Genomic DNA, 24,198 nt, shown 5'->3' on the forward strand with positions numbered 1-24,198 from the left:
GTTTGAGACGCGACATCCGATGCGCCGACCGCCGGCTCACGCCATCACAGCAATCGCATCTGATAGCTCAGCACGCGCTTCGCCGCGGGCGCGATCAGCATCAGGCCCGGCTTGTCGACAAAATCGCCGTCGAAATCCACCGGGCTGGCGATGTCGTGCCAGGGCTCAATGCACAGAAACGGAGCGCCGCCCGGCTTCGACCAGACGCCCAATTCGGGAAATCCCTGCCACGACATCTCTAGCGCCGGACCACGCTGGGCGGCATAACGCACGCTGGTGCTGGCAGGCTGGTCCATGATCACCGCGTCCTCGTCAAACAGGCGTTCGGAGAGCGCGAGTATCTTGCCTTCGACGGGCGTCGGCTGTGGCGTTTCCAGCAGCAGGCCGTCCTTCAGGCGGCGGATCGGCGCCTGCTCGGCGGAGGAAAAGGTCAGCCGGTAATCCGTCTTGGCCAGATCCGGAAGCAATGGCCAATTGAACGCCGGGTGCGCCCCGATCGACGCGGGCAGCAGCTCATCGCCGGTGTTGGCGATGTCGAAGCTCACACTAAGTTGCTTGCGGTCCAGCGCGTAGGTCACTTCAAGCCGAAAGGCGAAGGGGTAGTGCGCGCGGGTGTCGGCGTCATCGGTGAGCACCAGCGTGCAGGACCCTGGCCCCGTCTGCGCCCAGGCAAACGGCTTGTCGCGCGCGAAGCCGTGCTGCGTCATCGGACAGGTCTGGCCGCGATGGTGCAATTGATCACCCTTGAGCCGCCCGACGATCGGGAACAGCACCGGCGAATGACGCCGCCATTCCGGGCCGGCCTGCCACAGAAACTCCGTGCCGTCGGCATCGCGCAGGGAGACCAGTTCGGCGCCCTGCCCGACGACGGTCGCCGAGATGCCGTCACCATGAAGCGTCAGACTGTCTTGTTCCATGTGTCCCCGCGGCTGTTTGGCGTGGGCGGCAGGCTAGCAAGGGGCAACGCCTGAACTCAAGAGCGGCAGACTATATCGCACCTCACTCGGCTGTGGTGAACGATCCACCGCACATATGACAAATGCTGCCCTAAAATGAAAAACCGTGGCCGGAGGTTGCCCTCCGGCCACGGCAAGATGCGAAATGTTGCCTGCTACGGTCCGGATTACTCGCGTTCGCCGGTGAAGTTCAGCAGCAGCTGGAAGATGTTGATGAAGTTCAGATAGAGCGAGAAGGCGCCGAAGACGGCGAGCTTCTGGCGCGATTCCGCGTCGAAATTCTCGGCATACTGTTCCTTGATCGTCTGCGTGTCCCAGGCCGTCAGGCCGATGAACACGGCAATGCCGATCACCGAGATGGCGAACTGCAGCGCGGTCGAGCCGAGGAAGATGTTGACGATGCTGGCGATCACCACGCCGATCAGGCCCATGATCAGGAACGACGAGAACTGGGTCAGGTCGCGCTTGGTCGTGTAGCCATAGAGGCTGGTGGCGCCGAACATGGTGGCTGCGATGAAGAAGGTGCGCGCGATGCTGGTTCCGGTGAAGACGAGGAACACGGAAGCGAGCGACAGGCCCATGACCGCGCAGAAGGCCCAGAACATCGCCTGGGCGCTGGCCGCCGACATGGTCTGCATCTTGAACGAGAACAGCATGACGAAGGCGAGCGGCGCCAGCATCACCACCCATTTCAGCGGGCTGGAGAAGATCGGCACGTAGAGCGCCGGCGTCGACGAGATCATGAAGGCGACCAGACCGGTGACCACCAGGCCAACGCCCATGTAGTTGTAGACGCGCAGCATGTGCTGGCGCAGGCCCTCGTCGAAGATGGCTCCGGTTTGGGCGCCGGCGCCGACGCGATATCCCAGATTGGGGGTGTTCATTTGAAGTCTCCTTTGTGGATCGGTCAGTAAAGCGTGGATCGATCAGTAAAGCGTCTTGGCGAGCGTCTCGGCAGCGCGGTCGAGGTCGTGGACCTCGCTTCGTCCGACCACCGCATAGGCAACCTCGCCGATCTGGAAATAAGCCGAGGAAATGTCGCCCGAAGGCGCGATGGTCGGCTTGACGACGTCGAAGGTTCCGGGCCGGATCGCGAACAGCGACACCAGCCCCATGTCTTTCGTCTCGACCGCCATCTCGACGCTCGGGCCAAAGCGCGACGGATAGATCTGCACGTCGCGGACCTTCCAGTCCGTCGGCAGTGACGGCATGACGATGGCGGTCGCGGCGCGGATCTCGCCGGCGTTGTAGTTGGGCGCTTCCGGCTGCGAGGGCATGCTCTCGCGCACCAGCGTCGTCCTATGGGCCCGCACCGCCTCGTCGACATAGGCGGGCGGCTGCGGCGAGGCAACGACCTTTGTCACCGACATCGGCCCGATGATGCCGTTCGCCAGCCAGCCGGCGGCGACGAAGGCGGCGACCGCCGCAGCACGCTGCAACACACCGAAGATGCGGCCGCGGGCAAGTCCCCTCTCCAGCCGCCGCGCGGCATCGGCGGTCGCGGGCCGCGCCATGCCCTTCGAGCCGGCAAGCGCCACGCGCAGTTCATCGCGGGTTCTGAGATCCGACATCACGCGTGCCGCGGCCTCCGGCCGAGCGGACAGGAAAGCCTCGACCTCGATGCGGCGGGTGACGTCGAGCTGGTCGTCGACATAGGCGTCGAGGTCGATATCCGTCACGGGATCGACAGTAGCTGTCATGACGGGCCTCCAACGATCCTGAGGTGGTTTTTCGCCTTTGCGGGAGCCGCCTCCATCTCGCGCAGGGCGGCGCGCGCCCTGCCTATGCGCGACATCAGCGTGCCCAGCGGCACGCCGCTGGCCTCGGCGGCTTGGCTGTAGGAAAGGCCTTCGATGGCGACGAGGTGCAGCGCTGAGCGCTGTTCTTCCGGCAGGCTGAAAAAGGCTTCTCGCACCTGCGCCAGGCGCAACGAATGCTCCTGCGGCGCCGGCGTGCTGCCCTCGGCAAGATATCCGGCCTGTTCGACGCGCGCGGCTTCAGACCTGCGGGACCGCATTTTGTCGATGAAGGCGTTGTGGACGATCGACAGCAGCCAGGCGCGCAGGTTTCTACCGGAGCGGAAGGTGCCACGCCGCTCATAGGCACGCACCAGCGCGTCCTGCACGAGATCCTCGGCGTCCGTGCTGTCGCGCGTCAGCGAGCGCGCGTAGCGGCGCAGCGAACCGAGCTGTCCTATGATGTCAAAGCGTGGCATCGACGGTTTCATGTCCTGTTTACGGAGCATGTGGGGATTTTAATCCCTGCCTTGCCAATTTTCTTAACCGGGTTCGCTGCAGGACATCGTTCGCTTCTGCCCTCGCCTCGTAACCGACTTCACGTCCGACGGAGATTTTCTGGTTTCGGCGCCGTTACACCGCAGGCGCGCAGCACCCATCTGTGGCCGTCACTGCGGAAATCGGTAACGCTCAGCGGCTCGATATCGATCCTCCAACAGGCGGCAGGCGGCGCGCCGAGAACGTGTACGATCGCGGTGCGGATGACGCTGGCATGGGTTATCGCGACGGTGTGGCCGCGCTCGGCGATCAATCCGCCCATCAGGTTCGAGGCCCTGCGCGCGACGTCGACAAGCGACTCGCCACCATGCGGAGTCGCATCCGGATCCGTGAGCCAGGCGGCGATGCCCTCGGGGTGCTCGGCCTGGATCTCGTCAAAACGTTTGCCTGCCCAGCTTCCATGGTCCTGGTCTCTCAGCACCGGTTCAATCGAGGCGTCCAACGCCAGCGCATCGGCAGTCTGGCGCGCGCGAAGTGCTGGACTTGTCCACACGCGGTCGGCGCGACGCAGTGTTGCGCGCATCGCCTTCGCAAGGGTGATCGAGCGCTGCTCGAGCGGTTCATCCAGCGGAAACGACCCTTGCCGGGTTGCCGCCGTGGCGCCATTGCAGATCAACGTCAGACGTACGAGCATCGGGCAGCCATCCCTTGAACGGTAAACCGACATCACATTGCACAGGCTGAGGCGGCAGGAAAAGCGCTGGCGAAACGCGACCGATTTGCGTATCACTCCGCCGCCATTGGAGCCGTATCGATGTTTGAAGCCCTGCAGCCCGCCCCCGCCGACAAGATCCTGGCCCTGATCGGCCTTTATCGCGCCGACCCGCGTCCCGACAAGGTCGACCTCGGCGTCGGCGTCTACAAGGATCGCGACGGCAAGACGCCGGTCATGCGCGCCGTGCGCGAAGCTGAAAAGCGGCTGTTGCAGGGTCAGGACACCAAGACCTATCTCGGCCTTGCCGGCGATACCGGCTTCAACACGGTGATGGCCAAGCTCGCCTTCGGTCCGGGCGCCGACATGACGCGCATCCGCGCCGCACAGGCGCCCGGCGGCTCCGGCGCGCTGCGGCTGGTGGCGGAACTGCTCAAGCGGACACGCGCGGATGCAACCATCTGGCTGTCGGACCCGACCTGGCCGAACCACATGCCGGTAATGCGCGCCGCCGGCCTGCAGATCCGCGAATACCCCTATTTCGATGCCGCCTCGGGCGCTGTGCGCTTCGACGACATGCTGGCAGCGTTGCGGACAGCAAACAGCGGCGACGTCGTGCTGCTGCATGGCTGCTGCCACAACCCGACCGGCGCCAATCTGGATGCCGCCCAGTGGGCAGCCGTTGCCGATCTGGTCGTCGAGCGCGAGCTGCTGCCGTTTGTCGACATCGCCTATCAGGGCTTTGGCGATGGCCTTGAGGCCGACGCCCTCGGCTTGCGCCTGCTGGCGGCAAAAGTTCCGGAAATGGTCGTCGCGTCGAGCTGCTCGAAGAATTTCGCCGTCTACCGCGACCGTGTCGGCGCGGCGATGGTCCTGGCCAGGGACGGCGCACAGGCCGACGTGGCGATGAGCCAGATGCTATCGGCGGCGCGCGCCATGTATTCGATGCCGCCGGACCATGGTGCTGCCGCGGTGCGCATCGTGCTGGAAGATGCAGTCTTGCGTGCGGACTGGGAGGCCGAGCTTGAAGAGATGCGCCTGCGCATGCTCAGGCTCCGGGTCCAGTTCGCCGAGGCGCTGCGCCGGCAGTCCAATTCCGACCGTTTCGATTTCGTCGCCAGCCATCGCGGCATGTTCTCCCGCCTTGGCCTCACGGAAGCGCAGGTCGAGCGGCTGCGTGCCGAGCACGGCATCTACATGGTCGGCGACAGCCGCATCAATGTCGCCGGCCTGCCTGAGGATGGGATGGACGAGCTCGCCAAGGCGATCGTTTCGGTTCTCGATTGACAGGCTGGGTACCCAGCACCTGTGGACAAGGCCACCTTGCCGGCTGACAGCGTTGGCCGCGCGGCCGGCGGCGCGATAGCATCCGATAGACTGTTTTGACGCAATTCCGGACAGAAAACCGTTTCACACTTTTCCTGGAATAGCTCTAGATGACGCCATCAAAAGACATTTCGCGCCTGATCGAGATCATGGCGGCGCTGCGGGCGCCGAAGACCGGCTGTCCCTGGGACATCGAACAGGATTTCTCGACCATTGCGCCCTATACGATCGAGGAAGCCTATGAGGTGGCGGATGCCATTGCGCGCGGCGATCCCGACGATCTGCGCGACGAACTGGGCGACCTTCTGCTGCAGGTCGTCTATCATGCCCAGATGGCCGAGGAAGCCGGCGAGTTTGCCTTCCCTGACGTGGTGCAAGCCATCACGACGAAGATGATCCGTCGCCACCCGCATGTCTTCGGCGACGAAAAGGCCCGCAGCGCCGGCATGGCAAAAGGCATGTGGGAAAAGATCAAGGCCGAAGAGAAGGCGGAGAAGCGAAGCGCCCGCCTCGCCCGCGGTCTCGACCCTGAAGACAACGGCAAGGGGTTTCTGGACAGCGTGCCGCTCGCCCTGCCCGCGCTGACGCGGGCACTAAAACTTCAGGAGAAGGCCGCCCGCGTCGGCTTCGACTGGAGCGAGGCGGCGCCCATTCTCGACAAGATCGAGGAAGAGATCGGCGAGTTGCGCGAGGCGCTGGCCAAGGGGGACACCGCCTCGATCAAGGACGAGTTCGGCGACATGCTGTTTGCGGTCGTCAATCTCGGCCGGCACCTCAAGCTCGATTCGGAAGCCGCTCTGAGCGGCACCAACGAAAAATTCCGCTCACGCTTCCATTATGTCGAGCAGGCCCTGGAAAAATCCGGCAGCACGTTGGAAAAGGCTAATCTGCCCGAGATGGAAGCACTGTGGCAGGAAGCCAAGACCGCGAAATAACCTGCGTTATCCGTTGTTTTTGCGACGCAATCTGCTTTCGATCTCTTCGCGGGCGCTTTGTGTGGCCTTGAGCGAGATGGTGGCGCTGCCGTCATCATTGTCGGTTCGCGAAACGACGTCGCCATTGCGATAAAGCCAGTCGACAAGGCCGAACTGTGCCGGCTCGATCGTCACCGTCAGGTCTTCGAGCTCGCCCGCCATCCGCGTTTCGATGATCGCCTTCAGCGCATCGATGCCCTCACCGGTCACAGCCGACACCGCAATCGGCGGCGCCTTGCTGGCGTCGGCGCCGTCGGCAAGCAGCCGGATGCGGTTGCCTTCGTCCAGCCGGTCGATCTTGTTCCACACTTCGATGACCCTCTTGGCATCACCGGCATCAACGCCAAGATCGGCCAGGATACGCTCGACATCCTCGGCCTGGGCGGCTGTATCGGGGTCGGAAATGTCGCGCAGGTGGATGACGAGATCGGCCTCGACCACCTCTTCCAGGGTGGCGCGGAAAGCGGCGATCAGATGCGTCGGCAGGTCGGAAATGAAGCCGACCGTGTCCGAAAGGATGATCGGCGTGCCATGCGGCAGGCGCACGCGGCGCAGCGTCGGATCGAGCGTGGCGAACAGCATGTCCTGCGCCAGTACATCCGCTCCGGTCAGCCGGTTGAACAGCGTCGATTTGCCGGCGTTGGTGTAACCGACGATCGCCACCACCGGGAACGGCACTTTCCGGCGCTTGGCGCGGTGCAGGTCGCGGGTGCGCCGCACCGTTTCCAGCTCGTGCTTCAGCTTGATGATCTTTTCCTGCAACTGTCGTCGGTCGGATTCGATCTGCGTTTCGCCGGGACCGCCGAGGAAGCCGGCGCCGCCGCGCTGGCGCTCAAGATGGGTCCAGCTGCGTACGAGACGACCCTTCTGGTAGTTGAGATGGGCAAGCTCGACCTGCAGCGTGCCTTCCTTGGTGCGGGCGCGCTCGCCGAAGATCTCGAGGATCAGCCCGGTGCGATCCAGCACCTTGGCGTTCAGCTCTTTTTCGAGATTGCGCTGCTGCACCGGGGTCAGCGGATGGTCGACGACAACCACCTCCGCCTGACCCTCTTTGACGATCTCGGCGAACTCGGCGACCTTGCCGCTGCCGAGCAACGTTGCCGGGCGCGGATCGTTGACGGTCACCACCGCGGTGTGGATCAGGTCAAGGTTGATGGCGCGGGCAAGGCCGACGGCCTCGTCGTGGCGAGCGTCAGCCGAACGCATCAGCCGTGGGCGGTTGGTCTCGTCGTCGTTGCGCTGGTGGCGGGTAAGGACGGGCACGATGACAACGGCCCGGGTCGGGCCCTTGGCTTCCGTCCCAGGATGATGCGCTGGTTTTCCGCGAACGGTAGCGTCCGCGTCTTTCTCACGTGCCAATCAGGCGCCCTGGCTTTCCTCGCCATCGAACATCTGAACCGGCTGGCTCGGCATGATCGTGGAAATGGCGTGCTTGTAGACGAGCTGGGAGTGACCGTCACGGCGCAGCAGCACACAGAAATTGTCGAACGAAGTGACCACGCCGGTCAGCTTGACGCCGTTGATGAGGAAGATGGTGAGTGGGTTCTTGCTCTTGCGAACTGAATTCAGGAACAGGTCCTGAAGGTTTTGCGATCGTTCCGCCATTGTTCTTGTCTTTCGCCGATCCCCTTCGGTTTGCAAGCCAATGCGCCAAATTAACGGGCGCATGTCAAGCTCGCAAACACCGTCTTGTCGTCAGTAACGACAAGCAGAACGAGATATATTGATGTTCATTCCACCTGTGCGGTTATCAGGCTGGACTTTTTTCCGCAATGTCAAAAAAGGCCTGCCGCAACGAAAGTGTTATTGAGCCGGGGTGTCCATTGGCGACGGTATCGCCGTCAATGGCCACGACTGGCATGGCGATTGTCGTTGCGGAACTGATGAACGCCTCACGTGCCGCCTTGGCCTCGGCAACGGAAAAGCCGCGCTCCTCGATCTTCAGGCCGAGCTTGGCCGCCACTTCGAACATGGTCGTGCGGGTGATGCCGCGCAGGATGCCATGCTCGGCCGGCCGGGTCACCAGTACACCGTCCCGGGTGACGATCCAGGCATTCGACGAGCCGCCTTCCTTGACGTTGCCGTCGGTGTCGACGAACCAGGCTTCCTGCGCACCAGCTTCCTTGGCCTTCTGCTTGGCCAAGACATTGGGCAGCAGTCCGACGCTCTTGATGTCGACCCTGTCCCAGCGGTTCTCGGGCACGGTGATGACCGCGATGCCGGTCTCGGCTCGCTTTGCCCCAGCAGCAGGATCGGCCTTCCTGGCGGTCACCACCAGGGACGGCTTGGTGTCGGCGGAAGGGAAGACAAAGTCGCGGCTGGCAACGCCGCGCGTCACCTGGACATAGACCAGGCCGTTGGCGACATGGTTGCGGTTGACCACCTCGCGCAGGATGAGCGGCAGCACGTGAGAGGTGACCGGCCAGGCGATCGACAATTCGGTCAGCGAGCGGTTCAGCCGGGCCAGATGGCGCGGCATGTCGACGATGAAGCCACGCGCCACCTCGCAGACCTCATAGACGCCGTCGGCGAACTGATAGCCGCGATCCTCGATATGCACGGCAGCGTCCCCGTGAGCGACGTAGCGCCCGTTGACATAGGCAATGCGCGGCATTGGCGACCCCTCAGAAATTCTCGGGCTTTCTTATGCGATTCCGCCGCCGCCGTAACCGGCAAATGCTTGGCCCAGGCGCGGCTGGCTGGGCGCTGTGCGTCAGACGCCCAGCGACTTCAGCTTGCGGTGCAGGGCGGAACGCTCCATGCCGATGAACTCGGCGGTTTTCGAGATGTTGCCGCCGAAGCGGTTGATCTGGGCGATCAGATAATCCTTCTCGAACTGTTCGCGCGCCTCGCGCAGCGGCAGCGCCATGATGTGCTGGTCGGATTGATTCGGCGTGCGCGGCATGACATCGCCGATCTCGGCCGGCAACAGGTCGGCGGTGATCGGCGCATCGACGTCGTCGCCGCGGGCCAGGATCATCAGGCGCTCGACATTGTTGCGCAGCTGGCGAACGTTGCCCGGCCAATTGTGCGCCTGCAGCACGGCCAGCGCGTCGTCGCCGATGCGGCGCGGCTTGATGCCGGCCTGGCGGGCGATCTGCTTCATGAAATTGTCGACGAGATAGGGAATGTCCTCGCGCCGCTCGGCCAGTCCCGGCACCATGACCGGCACCACCGCCAGGCGATGATAAAGATCCTCGCGGAAACGGCCGTCGGCGATCATCGCCTCGAGGTTCTGGGAGGTCGAGGAAATGATGCGGACATCGACCTTGACCCGCTTGGTGCCCCCTACCCGCTCGAATTGCTGCTCGACCAACACGCGCAGTATCTTGTTCTGCGTCTCGCGCGGCATGTCGGCCACCTCGTCGATGTAGAGGATGCCGCGATGAGCCTCCTCCAGCGCGCCGACCTTGCGCTCGACGCCGTTGGATTCGGTGCCGAACAGCTCGATCTCCATGCGCTCGGGCGTGATGTTGGCGGCGCTCAGCGTCACGAATGGTGCGGTCTTGCGCGCCGACAGCGTGTGGATGGCGCGTGCGGCCAGTTCCTTGCCCGAGCCTGACGGGCCGATGATCATGACGCGGCTGTTGGTCGGGGCGACGCGTTCGATGGTCTGGCGCAACTGGCTCATCGCCGACGACATGCCGATCAGGTCGAAGGTTTCGCCGCTGCGGAGCTTGAGGTCGGAAACCTCGCGCCGTAATTTCGAGGTCTCGAGCGCACGCTCGGCAATAAGGATCAGCCTGTCGGCCTTGAACGGTTTTTCGATGAAATCATAGGCGCCGCGACGGATGGCGGAGACCGCCGTTTCGATGTTGCCGTGGCCGGAGATCATCACCACGGGCAAGGTCGGGTGCATCGTCTTGATCTCGTCGAGCAAAGCCAGCCCGTCCAGGCGCGAGCCCTGCAGCCAGATGTCGAGGAAAATCAGCCGCGGCGCGCGATCAGCTATAGCAGCGAGCGCGCTGTCGGCATCGAATGCCGTGCGGGTTTCGTGACCTTCGTCGCTCAGGATGCCCGCGACGAGTTCACGGATGTCTTCCTCGTCATCGACGATGAGAATATCAGACGCCATTACCGACCTTTTCAGTTTCTCTTTCGTTTTCCGACCTGCTTTCGCCGCGTGGTGGAGACGCAGCGGCCGCGGGCGGCAGGATGATGCTGATCATCGCGCCGCGCCCATTGTGGAAATCCACAGGGGCATCATGAAGTTCCAGCCTGCCACCATGGTCCTCCACGATCTTCTTGACGATAGCGAGACCGAGCCCGGTGCCCTTCTCGCGTGTGGTCATATAGGGCTCGAGCAGCCGTTGGCGATTCTCGCGCGGCAGGCCTTTGCCATTGTCGATGACGTCGATGCGAATCGCGCCATTCTGGCGCCCGGCTTGAATCCGGATTATGCCGTGCGAACCGTCCTTCTGTTCCAGTCCGTCGATCGCTTCGGCGGCGTTCTTGATCACATTGCCGAAAGCCTGCGCCATCAGGCGGCTGTCGAAGGTGCCCTTGAGCGGCTCGTTGCCGAACACGCGCTCGAAAGCAATGTCGGCGCGGCTGACTTCAACCAGGAACGAGGCCTCGCGCAACGATTCGCGCAGGTCGATGGCTTTCATCTCGGGCTTAGGCATGCGCGCGAAAGCCGAGAATTCGTCGACCATGCGGCCGATGTCCTCGACCTGCCGGATGATGGTGTCGGTGCATTGATCGAAAATCTCGCGATCCTCGGTGATGACCTTGCCGAAGCGTCGCTTGATGCGCTCGGCGGATAGCTGGATCGGCGTCAGCGGATTCTTGATCTCATGGGCGATGCGCCGCGCCACGTCGGCCCAGGCGGAGGAGCGTTGCGCCTGAACCAGATCGGTGATGTCGTCGACCGTCACGACATAGGATTTCTCCTCCGAGCCGTCGTCACCGGCTTCGATGGTGATCTGCACGTTGAAGGTCCGCTCGGCGCCGGCACGGTAGAAGGTCACCTGCTCGCGATAGACAGGCTTGCCGGACTTGCGGCCGATCTCGAAGACGCGGCCGACATGCGGCAGCACGGCGGAGAGATTCTGTCCAAGAGCGGCGCTGGCGGAGATGGCCAGCATCGCCTCGGCCGAGCGGTTGACGATGGTGACGATGCCGTAGGGATCGACGCCGATGACGCCGGCGGTGACGCCGGCGAGCACGGCTTCCGAGAAGCGGCGCCGTTCGTCGATCAGGTCCTTGGCCGACAGGATCTCGTTGCGCTGTGATTTCAGTTCCAGAAGCATCTTGTTGAACGTATCGCCGAGCGAGGCGACATCGCCGTCGGATGGCCTGACGGGAACCGCGACGTCGAGATTGCCGGTCGCCACCTCGTCGGCGGCACCGATGAGCTGGCGAATGGGCCGCACCAGACGGTCGGCAACCGCAATGCCGGTCCAGATCGCGGACAGGATGATGATCAGCGTCAACGACAGATAGGGCAGCGCGAAGGCCACCTGCGAGGTGCGCCTGTTGTCCTCCAGCCCGCGATATTCGTCGGTGTTGGACCTGACGATCTGCCGCGCCTTGATCACTTCGGGATCGACGAGGCGAATGGTGTAGAGATAGAGCCCTTCGATCTCGCGCAGTTTGACGATGGCGCCCATGATGTTGCGCGTTTTCGGTTCGATCAGCACCGGCTTGCCGTCGGCAGCGCTGGCCACCGCGCCTTCTGGCGGCTCGGGCATGGCGAAATCCGTATCGGTCTTGGCGCTCATGACGAAGGAGCCATCCGGCTTGATCAGCGCCGCATGGGCAAGCGAGCGGCCCACGGCTTCCTTGTTCATCAGGTCGAGAAAGCCAGTGCGATCAAGGCCATAGAGTGTGCGCGACGCATCGAGGTCATAGGCCATCGACAGTGTCGTGCCTTGGAGATTGCGGGCATTTTCCTGGACATAGGCGTCGGCGATCGACAGCGACGAATTGACGATCGTCTTGGTGCGGATCTCGAACCAGCGGTCGAGGCCGATGTCGAGCGTGATCGACGCGATGATCGCCACCATGATGGCGGGAATGGCGGCGACCAGAGCGAACATGGCGACGATGCGAACATGCAGCCGCGAGGCGGCTTTGCCGTGCCGGCGCGCCATCAGGATGCGATGCACTTCGCGTCCGACCAGCGCGATGAGGAACAGGACGAAAGCGGCGTTGAGCGCAATCAGCGCCAGCGTCGTCGATTCGTTGGGCGTGATCGGCGTGGCGCCGACAAGGATGGTGAACGAGATCGCCGCCGTCACCAGGGCGCCCACAACCGCGACCACGCCTGGCAGCGCAAGCAGACGGCGCCCGTCACGCGTGCCGGGTTCGCTGAAAAGTGGTTGGTTTGCTGTCGGTGCCTGCGGAGCCATGTCGCCGTCTAGAGCCATGATTGCGTCGGATGTATGCAACGCATTGTGGCGATTATGCAACAAGTGTGACCGAGACGGAAATCTTTCGCCAGCCGTCCCCCGAAAAGAACCAGACGTTCAGATCGGGGCTCAGCCGTGGCGCGATGATTTGTAGACGTTGACGCCGAGTTCACGAATCTTCTTGCGCAGCGTGTTGCGGTTGAGCCCCAACAATTCCGCCGCCTTGATCTGGTTGCCGCGGGTTGCCGTCATCGAGGCCAGGACGAGCGGATACTCGACCTCGGACAGGATGCGCTGATAGAGGCCGGCAGGTGGCAAATCGCCGGCAAACGAGGCGAAATAACGCTGCAGGAAGTGCTCCACCGCCTGGCCGATCGACAGGTCGTCGGGAATGAGGTTGCCACCACCCGGCACCACCGGACGTTCGCCGGTCTTGAGCTCGGCCTCGATGATCTCGGCGGAAATCTCGTCCTGCGAATAGAGCGCGGCGAGCCTGCGAACGAGGTTTTCCAGTTCGCGCACATTGCCCGGCCATGGATAGCGCTTCATCAGTTCGATGCCGCCCGACGAGATGCGCTTGGTCTGCAGGCCTTCCATTTCGCCGAGCTTGAAGAAGTGGCGGACGAGATCGGGCACGTCCTCGGAGCGCTCGCGCAGCGCCGGCAGCCTGAGCGGCACGACGTTGAGGCGATAGAACAGATCCTCGCGGAAGAGCCCCTGGTTGATCAGCGTGCGCAGATCCTTGTTGGTGGCGGCGACGATGCGCACATCGGTCTTGATCGGCGTTCGTCCGCCAACCGTGGTGTATTCGCCCTGCTGCAACACACGTAGCAGGCGCGTCTGCGCCTCCATCGGCATGTCGCCGATCTCGTCGAGGAACAATGTACCGCCTTCGGCCTGTTCGAAGCGCCCGGTCGATCGGTTTTGCGCGCCGGTGAAGGCGCCCTTCTCGTGGCCGAACAGTTCCGATTCGATCAGATCGCGCGGGATCGCCGCCATGTTTATGGCAACGAACGGGCCGCCGCGACGGCGGCCATATTCATGCAGCGCACGCGCCACCAGTTCCTTGCCGGTGCCGGATTCGCCCGAAATCATCACCGTCAGGTCGGTCTGCATCATGCGCGCCAGCATGCGGTAGATGTCCTGCATGGCGGCCGAGCGGCCGACCAGCGGCATCGCGTCGGGCTGTTCTTCCGGCCGCGCATCGATTTTGGGCCGCCGTGGCTCGGAAAGCGCCCGGTTGACGATGCTGAGCAGTTCGGTCAGGTCGAACGGCTTGGGCAGATATTCATAGGCGCCGGTTTCGGATGCGCGGATCGCCGTCATGAAGGTGTTCTGGGCACTCATGACGATGACCGGCAGTTCCGGCCGCGCCTTCTTGATGCGCGGCAGCATGTCGAACGCGTTTTCGTCCGGCATCACCACATCGGTGATGACCAGATCGCCCTCGCCCGCCGCCACCCAGCGCCACAGCGTCGAAGCGTTGGAGGTGACGCGCACCTCGTGGCCGACGCGCGAAAGCGCCTGGTTGAGGACGGTGCGGATCGCCGCATCGTCGTCGGCGACGAGAATATTGCCGCGAACGGTCATTTGCGGTCTCCTTCACCGTCTTCGTCGGCGCCGTATGGCGCTTCTTTCCAGGCCGGCATCAGAATGCGGAATGTGGTCCCGCGCGGCGTCGATTCGCATTCGATGATGCCGCCATGCTCGCCGACGATCTTGGCGACCAGCGCCAGACCCAACCCGGAGCCGTTCGGCTTGGTGGTGATGAACGGGTCGAACAGGATCGGCAAAATATCTTCCGAGACGCCGGAGCCATTGTCGCGCACGCAGAATTCCAGCGGCAGCGATACGCGATCCTGCGTACCCGGAACAGAAACGCGGATGCCGGGCCGGAAGGCGGTCGACAGCACGATCTCGCCCTGTGGGTCGCTGCCGATCGCCTCGGCGGCGTTCTTGACCAGGTTGAGGAACACCTGGATGAGCTGGTCACGGTTGGCAAAAACCGGAGGCAATGAAGGATCATAATCCTCCATTATCTTGATTCTCTTGGCAAAACCGTTCTTGGCAATGGCCTTCACATGGTCGAGCACGACATGGATGTTGACGGGATAGCGGTCGATCGGCCGCTCGTCTGAAAACACCTCCATGCGGTCGACCAGCGATACGATGCGGTCCGTCTCGTCGGTGATCAGCCGCGTCAGCGCGCGGTCCTCGTCGGAAGCCGACAGTTCGAGCAGCTGGGCAGCACCACGGATGCCGGAGAGCGGGTTCTTGATCTCATGGGCAAGCATCGCCGCCAGGCCGGTGACCGAGCGTGCCGCACCGCGATGCGTCATCTGCCGGTCGATCTTGTCGGCCATCGACCGTTCCTGGAACATCACCACGACGGAGCCTGGATATTCCGGCACCGGGGCGACGTAGAGATCGACGACCTTCTCGATGCCGAGGCGCGGCGACGACACGTCGACCCGGTATTCGTTGACCGGGGCCCGACGCTCGCGCACCTGATCGACCAGCGTCAGCAGCGGGCTGCCGAAGGGAATGAGCTTGGACAGCGTGTTGCGCGCCAGCATGGTCGCGCTTGAGCGAAAGAAGTCTTCCGCGTCGGCGTTGGCGTAGGTGATGAACCCTTCCTCGCTGATCATGATCACCGGGCGGCGGATGGTGTTGAGCACGATCTGGGCGGCATCCGCCATTTCAGCGCCTTGGCCAGCGGCGGCGTTCATGCGGCGCTCCGCAGGTTCAGGGGTTGCGGATCGCGCGAAAACACATCGTGCAGCAAGGTGATGACGCGCGCCGGCTCGAATGCGGTCAGTATGGCCTTTCGGCCGTCGTCAGCGACGCCGCCGGCATGGCGATCGAGATACCAGCCGAGATGCTTGCGCGCCTGACGCAGGCCGCTCTCGACGCCGTAGAGCGCCAGCATGTCTTCGTAATGGGAGACTACATACTCGGCCAGTGCCGTCGAGCTCTGCGGGACGTTGGTCGCCGTCTCACCTGCCGCTGCCGCCGCGATGCCGCCAGCGATCCAGGGTGCGCCGTAGTGGGCGCGGCCGATCATCACGGCATCGGCACCCGACTGGTCGAGAATGTCAGCCGCTTCCGCTGGCGAAGAAACATCGCCATTGGCGACGACCGGGATGGACACGGCTTCCTTGACCCGGGCGATGGCGCGCCAGTCGGCCTTGCCTTGATAGAACTGGCAGCGCGTGCGGCCGTGCACGGTCACCATGCTGACGCCGGCCTGTTCGGCGCGGCGCGCCAGCATCGGCGCATTGAGCGCGCCTTCGTCCCAGCCCAGCCGCATCTTGACCGTCACCGGCACCTCGACCGCGCCGACAACGGCGTCGATCAGCGACAGTGCATGGTCGAGATCCAGCATCAGTGCCGAGCCGGCATAGCCACCGGTGACCTTCTTGGCCGGGCAGCCCATGTTGATGTCGATGATGTCGGCGCCCTCGCCGGCGGCGATTCGCGCGCCTTCAGCCATGTGCGCCGCCTCGCGTCCGGCAAGCTGGACCATATGGACCGGCAGGCCGGAGTGGCGTATGCGCAGGTTGAAACCGGCCCTGCCCTTGGCAAGCTCGCCGCTGGCCACCATTTCGGACACGACCAGGCCCGCGCCATGCGCATGGGCGCGCTGCCGGAACGGCTCGTCGGTAATGCCCGACATCGGCGCGAGGAACACGCGATTGCGGATTCTCACACCACCGACATCGAGCGGCGCGGCCAATTTGGTCAAGTTAACCATGCATAAAAACCAAGCATGTTCATTCGTTGCACATTCTCTAGCCAGAACCGCCGCAATGTGCAACGCGGAATGACGCCACATTAAGGCGCAATTGGGAAAATGCTGGCCTTCGGGATTGGCTGTGACCAAAGCGCCCGCGCGTCCCTCGGGGCGCGTAAAGGACGCTTTGGAACTTCATCTTTGGCGCACGATCTTTTCCGAAAACCGATTACACTTTTCGGGATCGTGCGCTAGGACCAATCTGCAATGACTGACGCAAGTGAAAATCACGTTTCGAGTGCGGATGGCAAGGTCGCGGTGGTGATCGTTGCGGCCGGCCGTGGCGCGCGCGCCGGACAGGCCAATGGGCCGAAGCAATATCAACACATTGGCGGCTATGCCGTCATCGCGCACACGCTGGAGATTTTTCTGGCTCACCCGCGAACCAGCGAGATTGTCGTCGCCATCCATGCCGACGACCACGAACTGTTCCGGCAGGCGGCGGGCGCCAACGCCGAGCGGGTCACCGCCGTCATGGGTGGGGCGACCAGGCAGGAGTCCGTCCGGCTCGGATTGCTTGCGCTGAGAGGCCACGCGCCGGCGCAGGTTCTGATCCACGACGCCGTGCGTCCGTTTGTCGATGCGGAATTGATTGACCGCACCATCGCCGCCATCGGCGAGCGCGAGGGCGCGTTGCCCGCTTTGCCCGTCGCCGACACGCTGAAGCGCGAGTCGGCCTCCGGCGTGGTTGGCGAAACCGTTTCGCGCAGCGGGCTTCACGCGGCGCAAACGCCACAGGGCTTTCCATTCTGGCCCATCCTCGCCGCGCATGAGAAAGCCCATCATCTGGGAAAAATGGATTTTACCGACGACGCCGCGATCGCCGAATGGGCGCATATTCCGGTCAATATCGTTCCGGGCTCGCCGGACAATGTCAAACTCACCTGGGCACGGGATATTGCGATGGCGGACCAGCGGCTTTCCGGCGAACGCGTGCGCTTTCCCGACATCAGAACCGGCAATGGCTACGACGTCCACGCCTTCGAGCCCGGCGACCATGTCACCCTGTGTGGCGTCGCCATTCCTCATGACAAGAAACTGTCCGGCCACTCAGACGCCGATGTCGGCCTGCACGCCCTGACCGATGCGCTGCTGGCGACTTGCGGCGCCGGGGACATCGGCACGCATTTCCCGCCGTCCGATCCGCAGTGGAAGGGCGCGGCGTCCCGGATCTTCGTCGAGCATGCCGCAAGACTGGTGCGCGAGCGCGGCGGACGCATCGCCAATGCCGATATCACGCTGATCTGCGAGGCGCCGCGCGTCGGCCCGCATCGCGAGGCCATGACCGCAGCCCTTTCGCGGATGCTGGCAATTTCGCCGGACCGCATCTCGATCAAGGCGACAACCAATGAGAAGCTCGGCTTTATCGGGCGCGAGGAAGGCATAGCGGCGATCGCCACCGCCAGCGTGGTGTTTCCAGGCGAGGTGCCGGAGTGAGCAACAATGAGCTGGCAAATGCCCTGCTGCAAGCCTGCCAGAAGCGCGGCATCATGCTGGCAACGGCGGAAAGCTGCACCGGCGGCATGATCATTGCCGCGCTCACCGACATCGCCGGTTCCTCCGCCGTGGTCGATCGCGGCTTCATCACCTATTCCAACGAAGCCAAGATGGACATGCTCGGCGTTTCCACCGCCACGCTTGACGCGCATGGCGCGGTTTCGCGCGAGACGGCGACCGAAATGGCAACAGGCGCGCTGGCCCGTTCGCGCGCCGGGCTGACCCTGGCGGTCACCGGCATTGCCGGCCCCGGCGGCGGTTCCACGGAAAAACCGGTCGGCTTGGTCTGGTTCGGCGTCGGCCTGGACGGCCAGCGCGTGACCGCCGAGCACAGACTGTTTGCCGACAAGGGCCGCGATTTCATCCGCAGGGAAACGGTCCGGCACGCGTTGGAGTTGGGTCTGCGCGCGCTTGGCCAGCTTCAGGCCGAGGGTGCCGCGCCGTAAATGACATCCGCACGCTTCTCGAAAGCCTCGGCGAACATGCGAAAGGCACGGTCGAACATGGTTCCCATCACCGCGCCCAGAATGCGGCTTTTGAATTCATAGTCGATGAAGAAGCGGACGGCGCAGCCGGCGCCGTCCGCTTCGAAACGCCAGACATTGCTCAGATATTTGAACGGGCCGTCGATGTATTTCACGTCGATGGTGTTCTCGTCGGGCTTCAGCAGCACCTGCGTCGTGAAGGTTTCGCGGATCGCCTTGTAGCCGATGCTCATGTCGGCGAGGAGAACGGTGCGTCCGTCACGCTCCTTGCGCGAGCGAACCGTCAGCGCTTCGCAAAGCGGCAGGAATTGCGGATAAGATTCGACATCGGCGACCAGCGCGAACATCTGCTCCGGCGTGTGGGATACGCGGCGGGTGGCTTCGAATTTCGGCATGAACCTGCTCTAAGGCGCGTCGCGGCGAAGCGGTTTCATGCAACGCGCTTCAGGTTCTTTGTCTTCATGCATGTCGTTCTCCCAAAACCGAGGTCACTTTGGGTGACATGCATCAGAGCGATTTCTTGAGAAGCGATTCCCGTGCCGCGCGCAGCCGGGCGAAATCGTCGCCGGCATGATGCGACGAGCGCGTCAGCGGGCTCGATGCCACCAGCAGGAAACCCTTGGTCCGGCCAATCGTCTCGAAGGATTTGAACTCCTCCGGCGTGACGAAACGGATCACCGGATGGTGCTTCTTCGACGGCTGCAGGTACTGGCCAATGGTCATGAAGTCGACATTGGCCGAACGCAGATCGTCCATCAGCTGCAGGATTTCGTTCCGCTCCTCGCCCAAACCCACCATGATGCCGGACTTGGTGAAGATCGACGGGTCGAGTTCCTTGACCCGCTGCAACAGCCGGATCGAGTGGAAATAGCGAGCGCCCGGACGAACCGTCAGATAGTTCGACGGCACGGTCTCCAGATTGTGGTTGAAGACGTCGGGCTTGGCCGCCACGACGATCTCCAGCGCGCCTTCCTTGCGCAGGAAGTCGGGCGTCAGGATTTCGATCGTCGTCAACGGCGTCGCCGCCCGGATGGCGCGGATGACCTCGGCAAAATGCTGCGCACCGCCGTCGGCGAGATCGTCGCGGTCGACCGAGGTGATGACGACGTGGGTCAGGCCCATCTGCTTGACGGCATGCGCGACGCGGGCCGGTTCATCGGCATCGAGTGCTGTTGGAATGCCGGTGGCGACGTTGCAGAAGGCGCAGGCGCGCGTGCAGATCTCGCCCATGATCATGAAGGTGGCGTGCTTCTTTTCCCAGCATTCGCCAATGTTGGGGCAGCCGGCCTCTTCGCAGACCGTCACCAGCTTATGCGATTTGACGATTTCGCGCGTTTCGGCATAGCCCTTCGACATCGGCGCCTTGACGCGTATCCAGTCGGGCTTGCGCAACACATCCTGATCAGGCTTGTGCGCCTTTTCCGGATGCCGCAAGCGCGGGGCGTTGGCGATCGTATCGAGGACAGTGACCATCGGGAAACCTGGTTTCATTCGCGACCGCCAGTCAGGCGTTCGCTGTGATAAGTTCATCTAAGACTTTTCAACGCAAAGAAAAAGGCCGCCGCGGCGCATGCCGCAACAGCCTTTTTCGCATAGCAGCTCTTCAGTGATGTTAACGGCGCACCAGACGCCCCGCCCAGATCAGCAGGCAGGCGCCGATAAAGCCGGTGATCAGATAGGCAGTCCAGCCGACGCCGAACGGGCCGAAATTGAGCGCCTGCAGAATGGCGTTCAGCACGACCGCGCCAACGATGCCCATAACAATGTTCATGAAGATGCCGGTGTTGCTCTTCATCACCATTTCGGCGAACCAGCCTGCCAGGCCGCCGATGATGATGGCTGCAATCCAGCCGACGCCGTTCAAATGCATATGCCTTCTCCTTGTGTGATGGATGAAAACGCATCCGCAAACGAACTGCCTTGCCGCCGGGTTCCATCTGGGCCAGCGCTTTCAATTTATCACGCGTTGAGCGCGCGGCCATAGGCGTCGAGCACGCTTTCCTTCATCATCTCCGACAGCGTCGGGTGCGGGAAAATGGTGTGCATCAGCTCTTCCTCGGTCGTCTCCAGATTCATCGCCACGACAAAGCCCTGGATCAGTTCGGTCACTTCGGCGCCGACCATGTGGGCGCCGAGCAGCTGGCCGGTCTTCTTGTCGAAGATGGTCTTGATGAAGCCCTGGTCTTCGCCGAGCGCAATTGCCTTGCCATTGGCGGCGAACTGGAAGCGCCCGACCCGGATGTCCTTGCCCCCTGCCTTGGCCTTCGCTTCCGTCAGGCCGACGGACGCGACTTGCGGGTTGCAGTAGGTGCAGCCGGGGATCTTGAGCTTGTCGGTGGCATGCACGCCGGGGAAGTTGGCGATCTTCTCAACGCACACCACGCCCTCATGCTCGGCCTTGTGGGCAAGCATTGGCGGGCCGGCGACATCGCCGATGGCGTAGATGCCCGGCACGTTGGTCTTGCCGTAACCGTCAACGACGACGCAGCCGCGTTCGGTCTTCACGCCGAGCGCCTCAAGCCCGAGATTCTCGATATTGCCCTGCACGCCAATCGCCGAAATCATGCGGTCGGCAGTGATCTTCTCAACCTTGCCGTCCTTCATCTCGACATGCGCGGTGACCGAGTTGGCACCCTTCTCGACCTTGGTCACCTTCGCTTCGAGGATGATCTTCATGCCTTGCTTCTCGAACTGCTTTTGCGCGAATTTCGAGACTTCGGCATCCTCGACCGGCATCACCGCTGGCAGCAGTTCGACCACCGTCACGTCAGCACCCATGGTGCGGTAGAAGGAGGCGAATTCGATGCCGATGGCGCCTGATCCCATGACCAGCAGCGACTTCGGCATCTCTTTCGGCACCATGGCCTCGAAATACGTCCAGATCAGCTTGCCGTCCGGCTCGATGCCGGGCAGCGCGCGCGGCCGGGCGCCGGTCGCCAGGATGATGTGCTTGGCGGTGTAGGTGCCCTCGCCCTTGACGCCTTTCGGCACCGGCGGCTGCGGTTCCATCGGCTTCTTAACCGTCTTGGACACGACAATCTCACCCGGCTTCGAAAGCTTGGCTTCGCCCCAGATGACGTCGACCTTGTTCTTTTTCATCAGGAAGGCCACGCCACCGTTGAGGCGCAGCGAGACTTTCCGCGAGCGGTCGACGACGGCTGATGTGTCGACGCTGACCTTGCCGTCAAGTTTCAGCCCGTAATCCTTCAGGTGATCCGAATAATGCATGATCTCGGCCGAGCGCAGCAGCGCCTTGGTCGGGATGCAGCCCCAGTTGAGGCATATGCCGCCGAGATGCTCGCGCTCGACGATCGCCGTCTTGAAGCCAAGCTGGGCGGAACGCACCGCCGTGACATAGCCGCCGGGGCCGGAGCCGATGATGATGACGTCGTAGGATTCAGCCACGGTTTTTCTCCTTCACAATTCCAGCATGACGCGCACAACCGATGTCAGCGCCTTGCCGATGTTTCGCGTGTTTTCGGCGTCGAGATGGACGCCATCAAGCGGTGTGGTCTGCGCCACGCTGCCGGCATCGAAGAAGCCACAGCCGGCTTCGTCGGCGAGCGCCGCATATTGCGGTGCGAGCTGCCGCGATGCCTCATCGCCGCCGGCAAACATTTCCTTGAAGTCGGCGTTTTCAGTGCGGCTGACCACAGGCGGCGCAACGATCAGCACCTGCGGCGCCGGCCAATCGAACGGATAGTCATGACCGCGCACGATGTCGATCAGCCGCTCGATGCCTTGCTTGGCCGCGACCGGATTGCCGTGGATCCACGGCTTCATGTCGTTGGCGCCGAGCATGATGACAATCAGGTCGATCGGCGCATGCGTCGTCAGGACCGTCGGCAACAGTCTGGCACCATTGCGATCGGCACCAGCCAGATGATCGTCGAAGGCTGTGGTGCGGCCATTGAGACCGTCGGCGATGACCTGAACGCCGCCACCGAGGCCAGCCTGCAGCACGCTCGGCCAGCGGTCTTCCAGCGCATGGCGACCGCCCTCGGCATCGTAGCCCCAGGTCAGCGAGTCGCCGTAGCAAAGAACCGTCTTCATGCGCCCACCTGTGCCCTGATCAAACCACGTCTCATCCGCCAGCGCACGAACAGCCAATGAACCAGCACAGTGGCCAGGCTTGGCAAAACCAGGCCGGCGACGATCGCCAGGTCGCCTCCCCACTGGCGGTTACCGATCGGCTGCGAGAACGTCCAGCCGATCAGGCCGAGTCCGATCAGCACGGACAGGACAATCGCGCAAAGGGCCAGCCAGTTGATGATCGTCGGTGCATTCGAAAAAAGCTGCGCAATGAAAAACACGATCGTCACGACAATGGTGACAAGCGCGGACGCCATGAACACGAGAATGTACTCCTCCTGCGCATGGGTTGCGACCGCCAGCAGTTGAGCGACCAGGCCACCGGCGAATCCGGAAATGATGAAAGCGAAGAGGCTGGTGAAGACCATCCGCACCGCCCTCTCCCTTCCTAGACCAGCATGCCCATCGGGTTCTCGATCAGCCGCTTGAAGGCAACCAGCAGTTCCGCTCCCAGCGCACCGTCGACGGCGCGATGGTCGGTCGACAGCGTCACCGACATCACGGTGGCTATTCTGATCTCGCCGTTCTTGACCACTGCCCGCTCCTCGCCGGCGCCGACCGCCAGGATCGTCGCATGCGGCGGGTTGATGACGGCGGCAAAATCCTTGATGCCGAACATGCCAAGGTTGGACACCGCCGTGGTGCCGCCCTGATACTCTTCCGGCTTCAGCTTGCGGCTGCGCGCGCGGCTGGCCAGGTCCTTCATCTCGTTGGAGATGGTGGACAGCGTCTTTTCGTCGGCCTTGCGGATGATCGGCGTGATCAGTCCACCCGGGATCGACACCGCAACGCCGACATCGGCATGCTTGTGCTTGACCATGGCGGTTTCGGTCCATGAGGCATTGGCATCGGGCACCGCCTTCAGCGCCATGGCCATCGCCTTGATGACCATGTCGTTGACCGACAGCTTGTAGGCGGGCGCGTCGCCCTTGTCGGTCTTCTTCACCGGGGCAGCAGCATTGATCTGCGTGCGCAGCGCCAGGAGTGCGTCGAGTTCACAGTCGAGCGTCAGGTAGAAATGCGGAATGGTGGTCTTGGCCTCGACCAGCCGGCGCGCGATGGTCTTGCGCATATTGTCATGCGGGACGAGGTCGTAGGAGCCGTCCTCGAACAGTTTCAGCACCTGCTCGTCCGACATCGCCTTCACCGCGGGGGCAGCAGCAGACGGAGCCACTGGCGCGCCGGCGGGCGCGGCCTTGGCGGCAGGCTTGGCGCCGCCACCGGCAATCGCCGCGTCGACATCGGCCTTCACCACGCGGCCATGCGGACCGGTGCCGGTCACGGCAGAGACATCGACGCCGGCTTCCCTGGCGATGCGACGCGCGAGCGGCGAGGCGAAGGTGCGCTCGCCAGCCGCATGGCCGTTGGCAACCGGCGCCGCCTCTGCCTTGGGTGCGGCTGCGGCAGGCTCGGCCTTTGGTGCCTCAGCCTTTGGCGCTTCCGCCTTGGGAGCATCCCCTTTCGGCGCCTCGGCTTTCGCCGGTGCGGCAGCACCGCCGCTTTTCGCGGCAGCGCCTGCATCCTCGCCTTCGGCGGCGAGCACGGCGATCAGCGCGTTGACCTTGACGCCTTCGGTTCCGGCAGGAACCACGAGCCTTGCAACCGTGCCCTCATCGACAGCTTCGACTTCCATCGTCGCCTTGTCGGTCTCGATCTCGGCGATGACATCGCCCGGCGAAACCTTGTCGCCCTCCTTAACGAGCCACTTGGACAGATTGCCCTCTTCCATCGTGGGCGACAGGGCCGGCATGGTGATGTTGATTGGCATTTTGTCCT

The 24,198-nt window shown here is 63.3% G+C and carries 24 protein-coding genes; 4 read left to right on the top strand and 20 right to left on the bottom strand.

Features of this window, described 5'->3' with window-relative positions; genetic code table 11:
- Nucleotides 1-44: 44 nt before the first annotated feature.
- The 5 genes from ACZ89F_RS14375 to ACZ89F_RS14395 all read right to left on the bottom strand — a co-directional run bounded on the left by ACZ89F_RS14375 (nucleotide 45) and on the right by ACZ89F_RS14395 (nucleotide 3,884).
- A complete protein-coding gene (locus ACZ89F_RS14375) occupies nucleotides 45-917 on the bottom strand; it encodes an aldose 1-epimerase family protein (protein ID WP_476092534.1) in 873 nt (290 codons plus the stop codon).
- Between the two features lie 206 nt (nucleotides 918-1,123).
- Complete coding sequence (locus ACZ89F_RS14380) at nucleotides 1,124-1,840, bottom strand: Bax inhibitor-1/YccA family protein (RefSeq protein ID WP_023812012.1); 717 nt, start codon at nucleotides 1,838-1,840, stop codon at nucleotides 1,124-1,126.
- Nucleotides 1,841-1,882: 42 nt separating this feature from the next.
- The gene (locus tag ACZ89F_RS14385; RefSeq protein WP_476092535.1) at nucleotides 1,883-2,656 is read right to left on the bottom strand and encodes an anti-sigma factor family protein; all 774 of its coding nucleotides are present in this window, start codon (nucleotides 2,654-2,656) and stop codon (nucleotides 1,883-1,885) included.
- Complete coding sequence (locus ACZ89F_RS14390) at nucleotides 2,653-3,171, bottom strand: sigma-70 family RNA polymerase sigma factor (protein WP_476092536.1); 519 nt, start codon at nucleotides 3,169-3,171, stop codon at nucleotides 2,653-2,655. The genes ACZ89F_RS14385 and ACZ89F_RS14390 overlap by 4 nt, the downstream gene beginning before the upstream one ends.
- Nucleotides 3,172-3,290: 119 nt before the next feature.
- Nucleotides 3,291-3,884 carry a histidine phosphatase family protein gene (locus ACZ89F_RS14395; RefSeq protein ID WP_476092538.1) on the bottom strand — a complete coding sequence of 198 codons (594 nt, stop codon included), beginning with the start codon at nucleotides 3,882-3,884 and terminating at the stop codon, nucleotides 3,291-3,293.
- A 120-nt stretch (nucleotides 3,885-4,004) separates the two neighbouring features.
- Here ACZ89F_RS14395 and ACZ89F_RS14400 point away from each other — a divergent pair, with 120 nt between their 5' ends.
- Together ACZ89F_RS14400 and mazG are read left to right on the top strand one after the other, a co-directional pair.
- Nucleotides 4,005-5,189 carry an amino acid aminotransferase gene (locus ACZ89F_RS14400; RefSeq protein ID WP_476092539.1) on the top strand — a complete coding sequence of 395 codons (1,185 nt, stop codon included), beginning with the start codon at nucleotides 4,005-4,007 and terminating at the stop codon, nucleotides 5,187-5,189.
- Between the two features lie 149 nt (nucleotides 5,190-5,338).
- The gene (gene mazG, locus ACZ89F_RS14405; RefSeq protein WP_476092540.1) at nucleotides 5,339-6,163 is read left to right on the top strand and encodes a nucleoside triphosphate pyrophosphohydrolase; all 825 of its coding nucleotides are present in this window, start codon (nucleotides 5,339-5,341) and stop codon (nucleotides 6,161-6,163) included.
- A 6-nt stretch (nucleotides 6,164-6,169) separates the two neighbouring features.
- On the opposite strand, the gene hflX is transcribed toward mazG, so the two are convergent.
- From hflX to dusB, 8 genes are all read right to left on the bottom strand, one after another.
- Nucleotides 6,170-7,561, bottom strand: coding sequence for a GTPase HflX (gene hflX, locus ACZ89F_RS14410; RefSeq protein ID WP_476092541.1), 1,392 nt, complete (start codon nucleotides 7,559-7,561; stop codon nucleotides 6,170-6,172).
- Nucleotides 7,562-7,807 (bottom strand): RNA chaperone Hfq, encoded by a 246-nt coding sequence (gene hfq, locus ACZ89F_RS14415; RefSeq protein ID WP_006202172.1) that lies wholly within the window; start codon nucleotides 7,805-7,807, stop codon nucleotides 7,562-7,564.
- 145 nt (nucleotides 7,808-7,952) lie between these two features.
- Nucleotides 7,953-8,816, bottom strand: a complete 864-nt coding sequence (locus ACZ89F_RS14420; protein WP_476092543.1) for a D-amino-acid transaminase — start codon at nucleotides 8,814-8,816, stop codon at nucleotides 7,953-7,955.
- A gap of 99 nt (nucleotides 8,817-8,915) precedes the next feature.
- Nucleotides 8,916-10,277, bottom strand: coding sequence for a nitrogen assimilation response regulator NtrX (gene ntrX / locus ACZ89F_RS14425; RefSeq protein WP_056588733.1), 1,362 nt, complete (start codon nucleotides 10,275-10,277; stop codon nucleotides 8,916-8,918).
- Nucleotides 10,267-12,555: a sensor histidine kinase NtrY-like gene (locus tag ACZ89F_RS14430; protein WP_476092544.1), complete on the bottom strand. Its 2,289-nt coding sequence runs from the start codon at nucleotides 12,553-12,555 to the stop codon at nucleotides 10,267-10,269. Before ACZ89F_RS14430 ends, ntrX begins: the two co-directional genes overlap by 11 nt.
- Before the next feature lie 129 nt (nucleotides 12,556-12,684).
- Entirely contained in the window at nucleotides 12,685-14,145 is a 1,461-nt protein-coding gene (ntrC, locus tag ACZ89F_RS14435; protein ID WP_476092545.1) for a nitrogen regulation protein NR(I), read from the bottom strand.
- Nucleotides 14,142-15,284: a two-component system sensor histidine kinase NtrB gene (locus ACZ89F_RS14440; protein ID WP_476092546.1), complete on the bottom strand. Its 1,143-nt coding sequence runs from the start codon at nucleotides 15,282-15,284 to the stop codon at nucleotides 14,142-14,144. The genes ntrC and ACZ89F_RS14440 overlap by 4 nt, the downstream gene beginning before the upstream one ends.
- Nucleotides 15,281-16,309: a tRNA dihydrouridine synthase DusB gene (gene dusB, locus ACZ89F_RS14445; RefSeq protein ID WP_476092547.1), complete on the bottom strand. Its 1,029-nt coding sequence runs from the start codon at nucleotides 16,307-16,309 to the stop codon at nucleotides 15,281-15,283. The genes ACZ89F_RS14440 and dusB overlap by 4 nt, the downstream gene beginning before the upstream one ends.
- A 246-nt stretch (nucleotides 16,310-16,555) precedes the next feature.
- Between dusB and ACZ89F_RS14450 the strand changes: the two genes are divergently transcribed.
- A complete protein-coding gene (locus ACZ89F_RS14450) occupies nucleotides 16,556-17,785 on the top strand; it encodes a bifunctional 2-C-methyl-D-erythritol 4-phosphate cytidylyltransferase/2-C-methyl-D-erythritol 2,4-cyclodiphosphate synthase (RefSeq protein WP_476092549.1) in 1,230 nt (409 codons plus the stop codon).
- Nucleotides 17,782-18,291, top strand: coding sequence for a CinA family protein (locus ACZ89F_RS14455; RefSeq protein WP_476092550.1), 510 nt, complete (start codon nucleotides 17,782-17,784; stop codon nucleotides 18,289-18,291). The genes ACZ89F_RS14450 and ACZ89F_RS14455 overlap by 4 nt, the downstream gene beginning before the upstream one ends.
- Here the strand turns inward: ACZ89F_RS14455 and ACZ89F_RS14460 are convergent.
- From ACZ89F_RS14460 to ACZ89F_RS14490, 7 genes are all read right to left on the bottom strand, one after another.
- Nucleotides 18,267-18,725, bottom strand: a complete 459-nt coding sequence (locus ACZ89F_RS14460; protein ID WP_476092551.1) for a type II toxin-antitoxin system RatA family toxin — start codon at nucleotides 18,723-18,725, stop codon at nucleotides 18,267-18,269. The two genes, ACZ89F_RS14455 and ACZ89F_RS14460, sit on opposite strands and share 25 nt — an antisense overlap.
- Nucleotides 18,726-18,837: 112 nt before the next feature.
- Nucleotides 18,838-19,803 carry a lipoyl synthase gene (gene lipA, locus ACZ89F_RS14465; RefSeq protein ID WP_476097286.1) on the bottom strand — a complete coding sequence of 322 codons (966 nt, stop codon included), beginning with the start codon at nucleotides 19,801-19,803 and terminating at the stop codon, nucleotides 18,838-18,840.
- A gap of 139 nt (nucleotides 19,804-19,942) precedes the next feature.
- The gene (locus ACZ89F_RS14470) at nucleotides 19,943-20,200 is read right to left on the bottom strand and encodes a GlsB/YeaQ/YmgE family stress response membrane protein (protein WP_476092552.1); all 258 of its coding nucleotides are present in this window, start codon (nucleotides 20,198-20,200) and stop codon (nucleotides 19,943-19,945) included.
- Between the two features lie 89 nt (nucleotides 20,201-20,289).
- Nucleotides 20,290-21,735 (bottom strand): dihydrolipoyl dehydrogenase, encoded by a 1,446-nt coding sequence (lpdA, locus tag ACZ89F_RS14475; RefSeq protein ID WP_476092554.1) that lies wholly within the window; start codon nucleotides 21,733-21,735, stop codon nucleotides 20,290-20,292.
- Between the two features lie 12 nt (nucleotides 21,736-21,747).
- The gene (locus ACZ89F_RS14480) at nucleotides 21,748-22,383 is read right to left on the bottom strand and encodes an SGNH/GDSL hydrolase family protein (RefSeq protein ID WP_476092556.1); all 636 of its coding nucleotides are present in this window, start codon (nucleotides 22,381-22,383) and stop codon (nucleotides 21,748-21,750) included.
- Nucleotides 22,380-22,790, bottom strand: coding sequence for a hypothetical protein (locus ACZ89F_RS14485; RefSeq protein ID WP_476092557.1), 411 nt, complete (start codon nucleotides 22,788-22,790; stop codon nucleotides 22,380-22,382). Before ACZ89F_RS14485 ends, ACZ89F_RS14480 begins: the two co-directional genes overlap by 4 nt.
- A 20-nt stretch (nucleotides 22,791-22,810) precedes the next feature.
- Nucleotides 22,811-24,190 (bottom strand): pyruvate dehydrogenase complex dihydrolipoamide acetyltransferase, encoded by a 1,380-nt coding sequence (locus tag ACZ89F_RS14490; protein WP_476092559.1) that lies wholly within the window; start codon nucleotides 24,188-24,190, stop codon nucleotides 22,811-22,813.
- Nucleotides 24,191-24,198 lie beyond the last annotated feature (8 nt).

This window comes from Mesorhizobium sp. USDA 3734, from assembly GCF_056279665.1.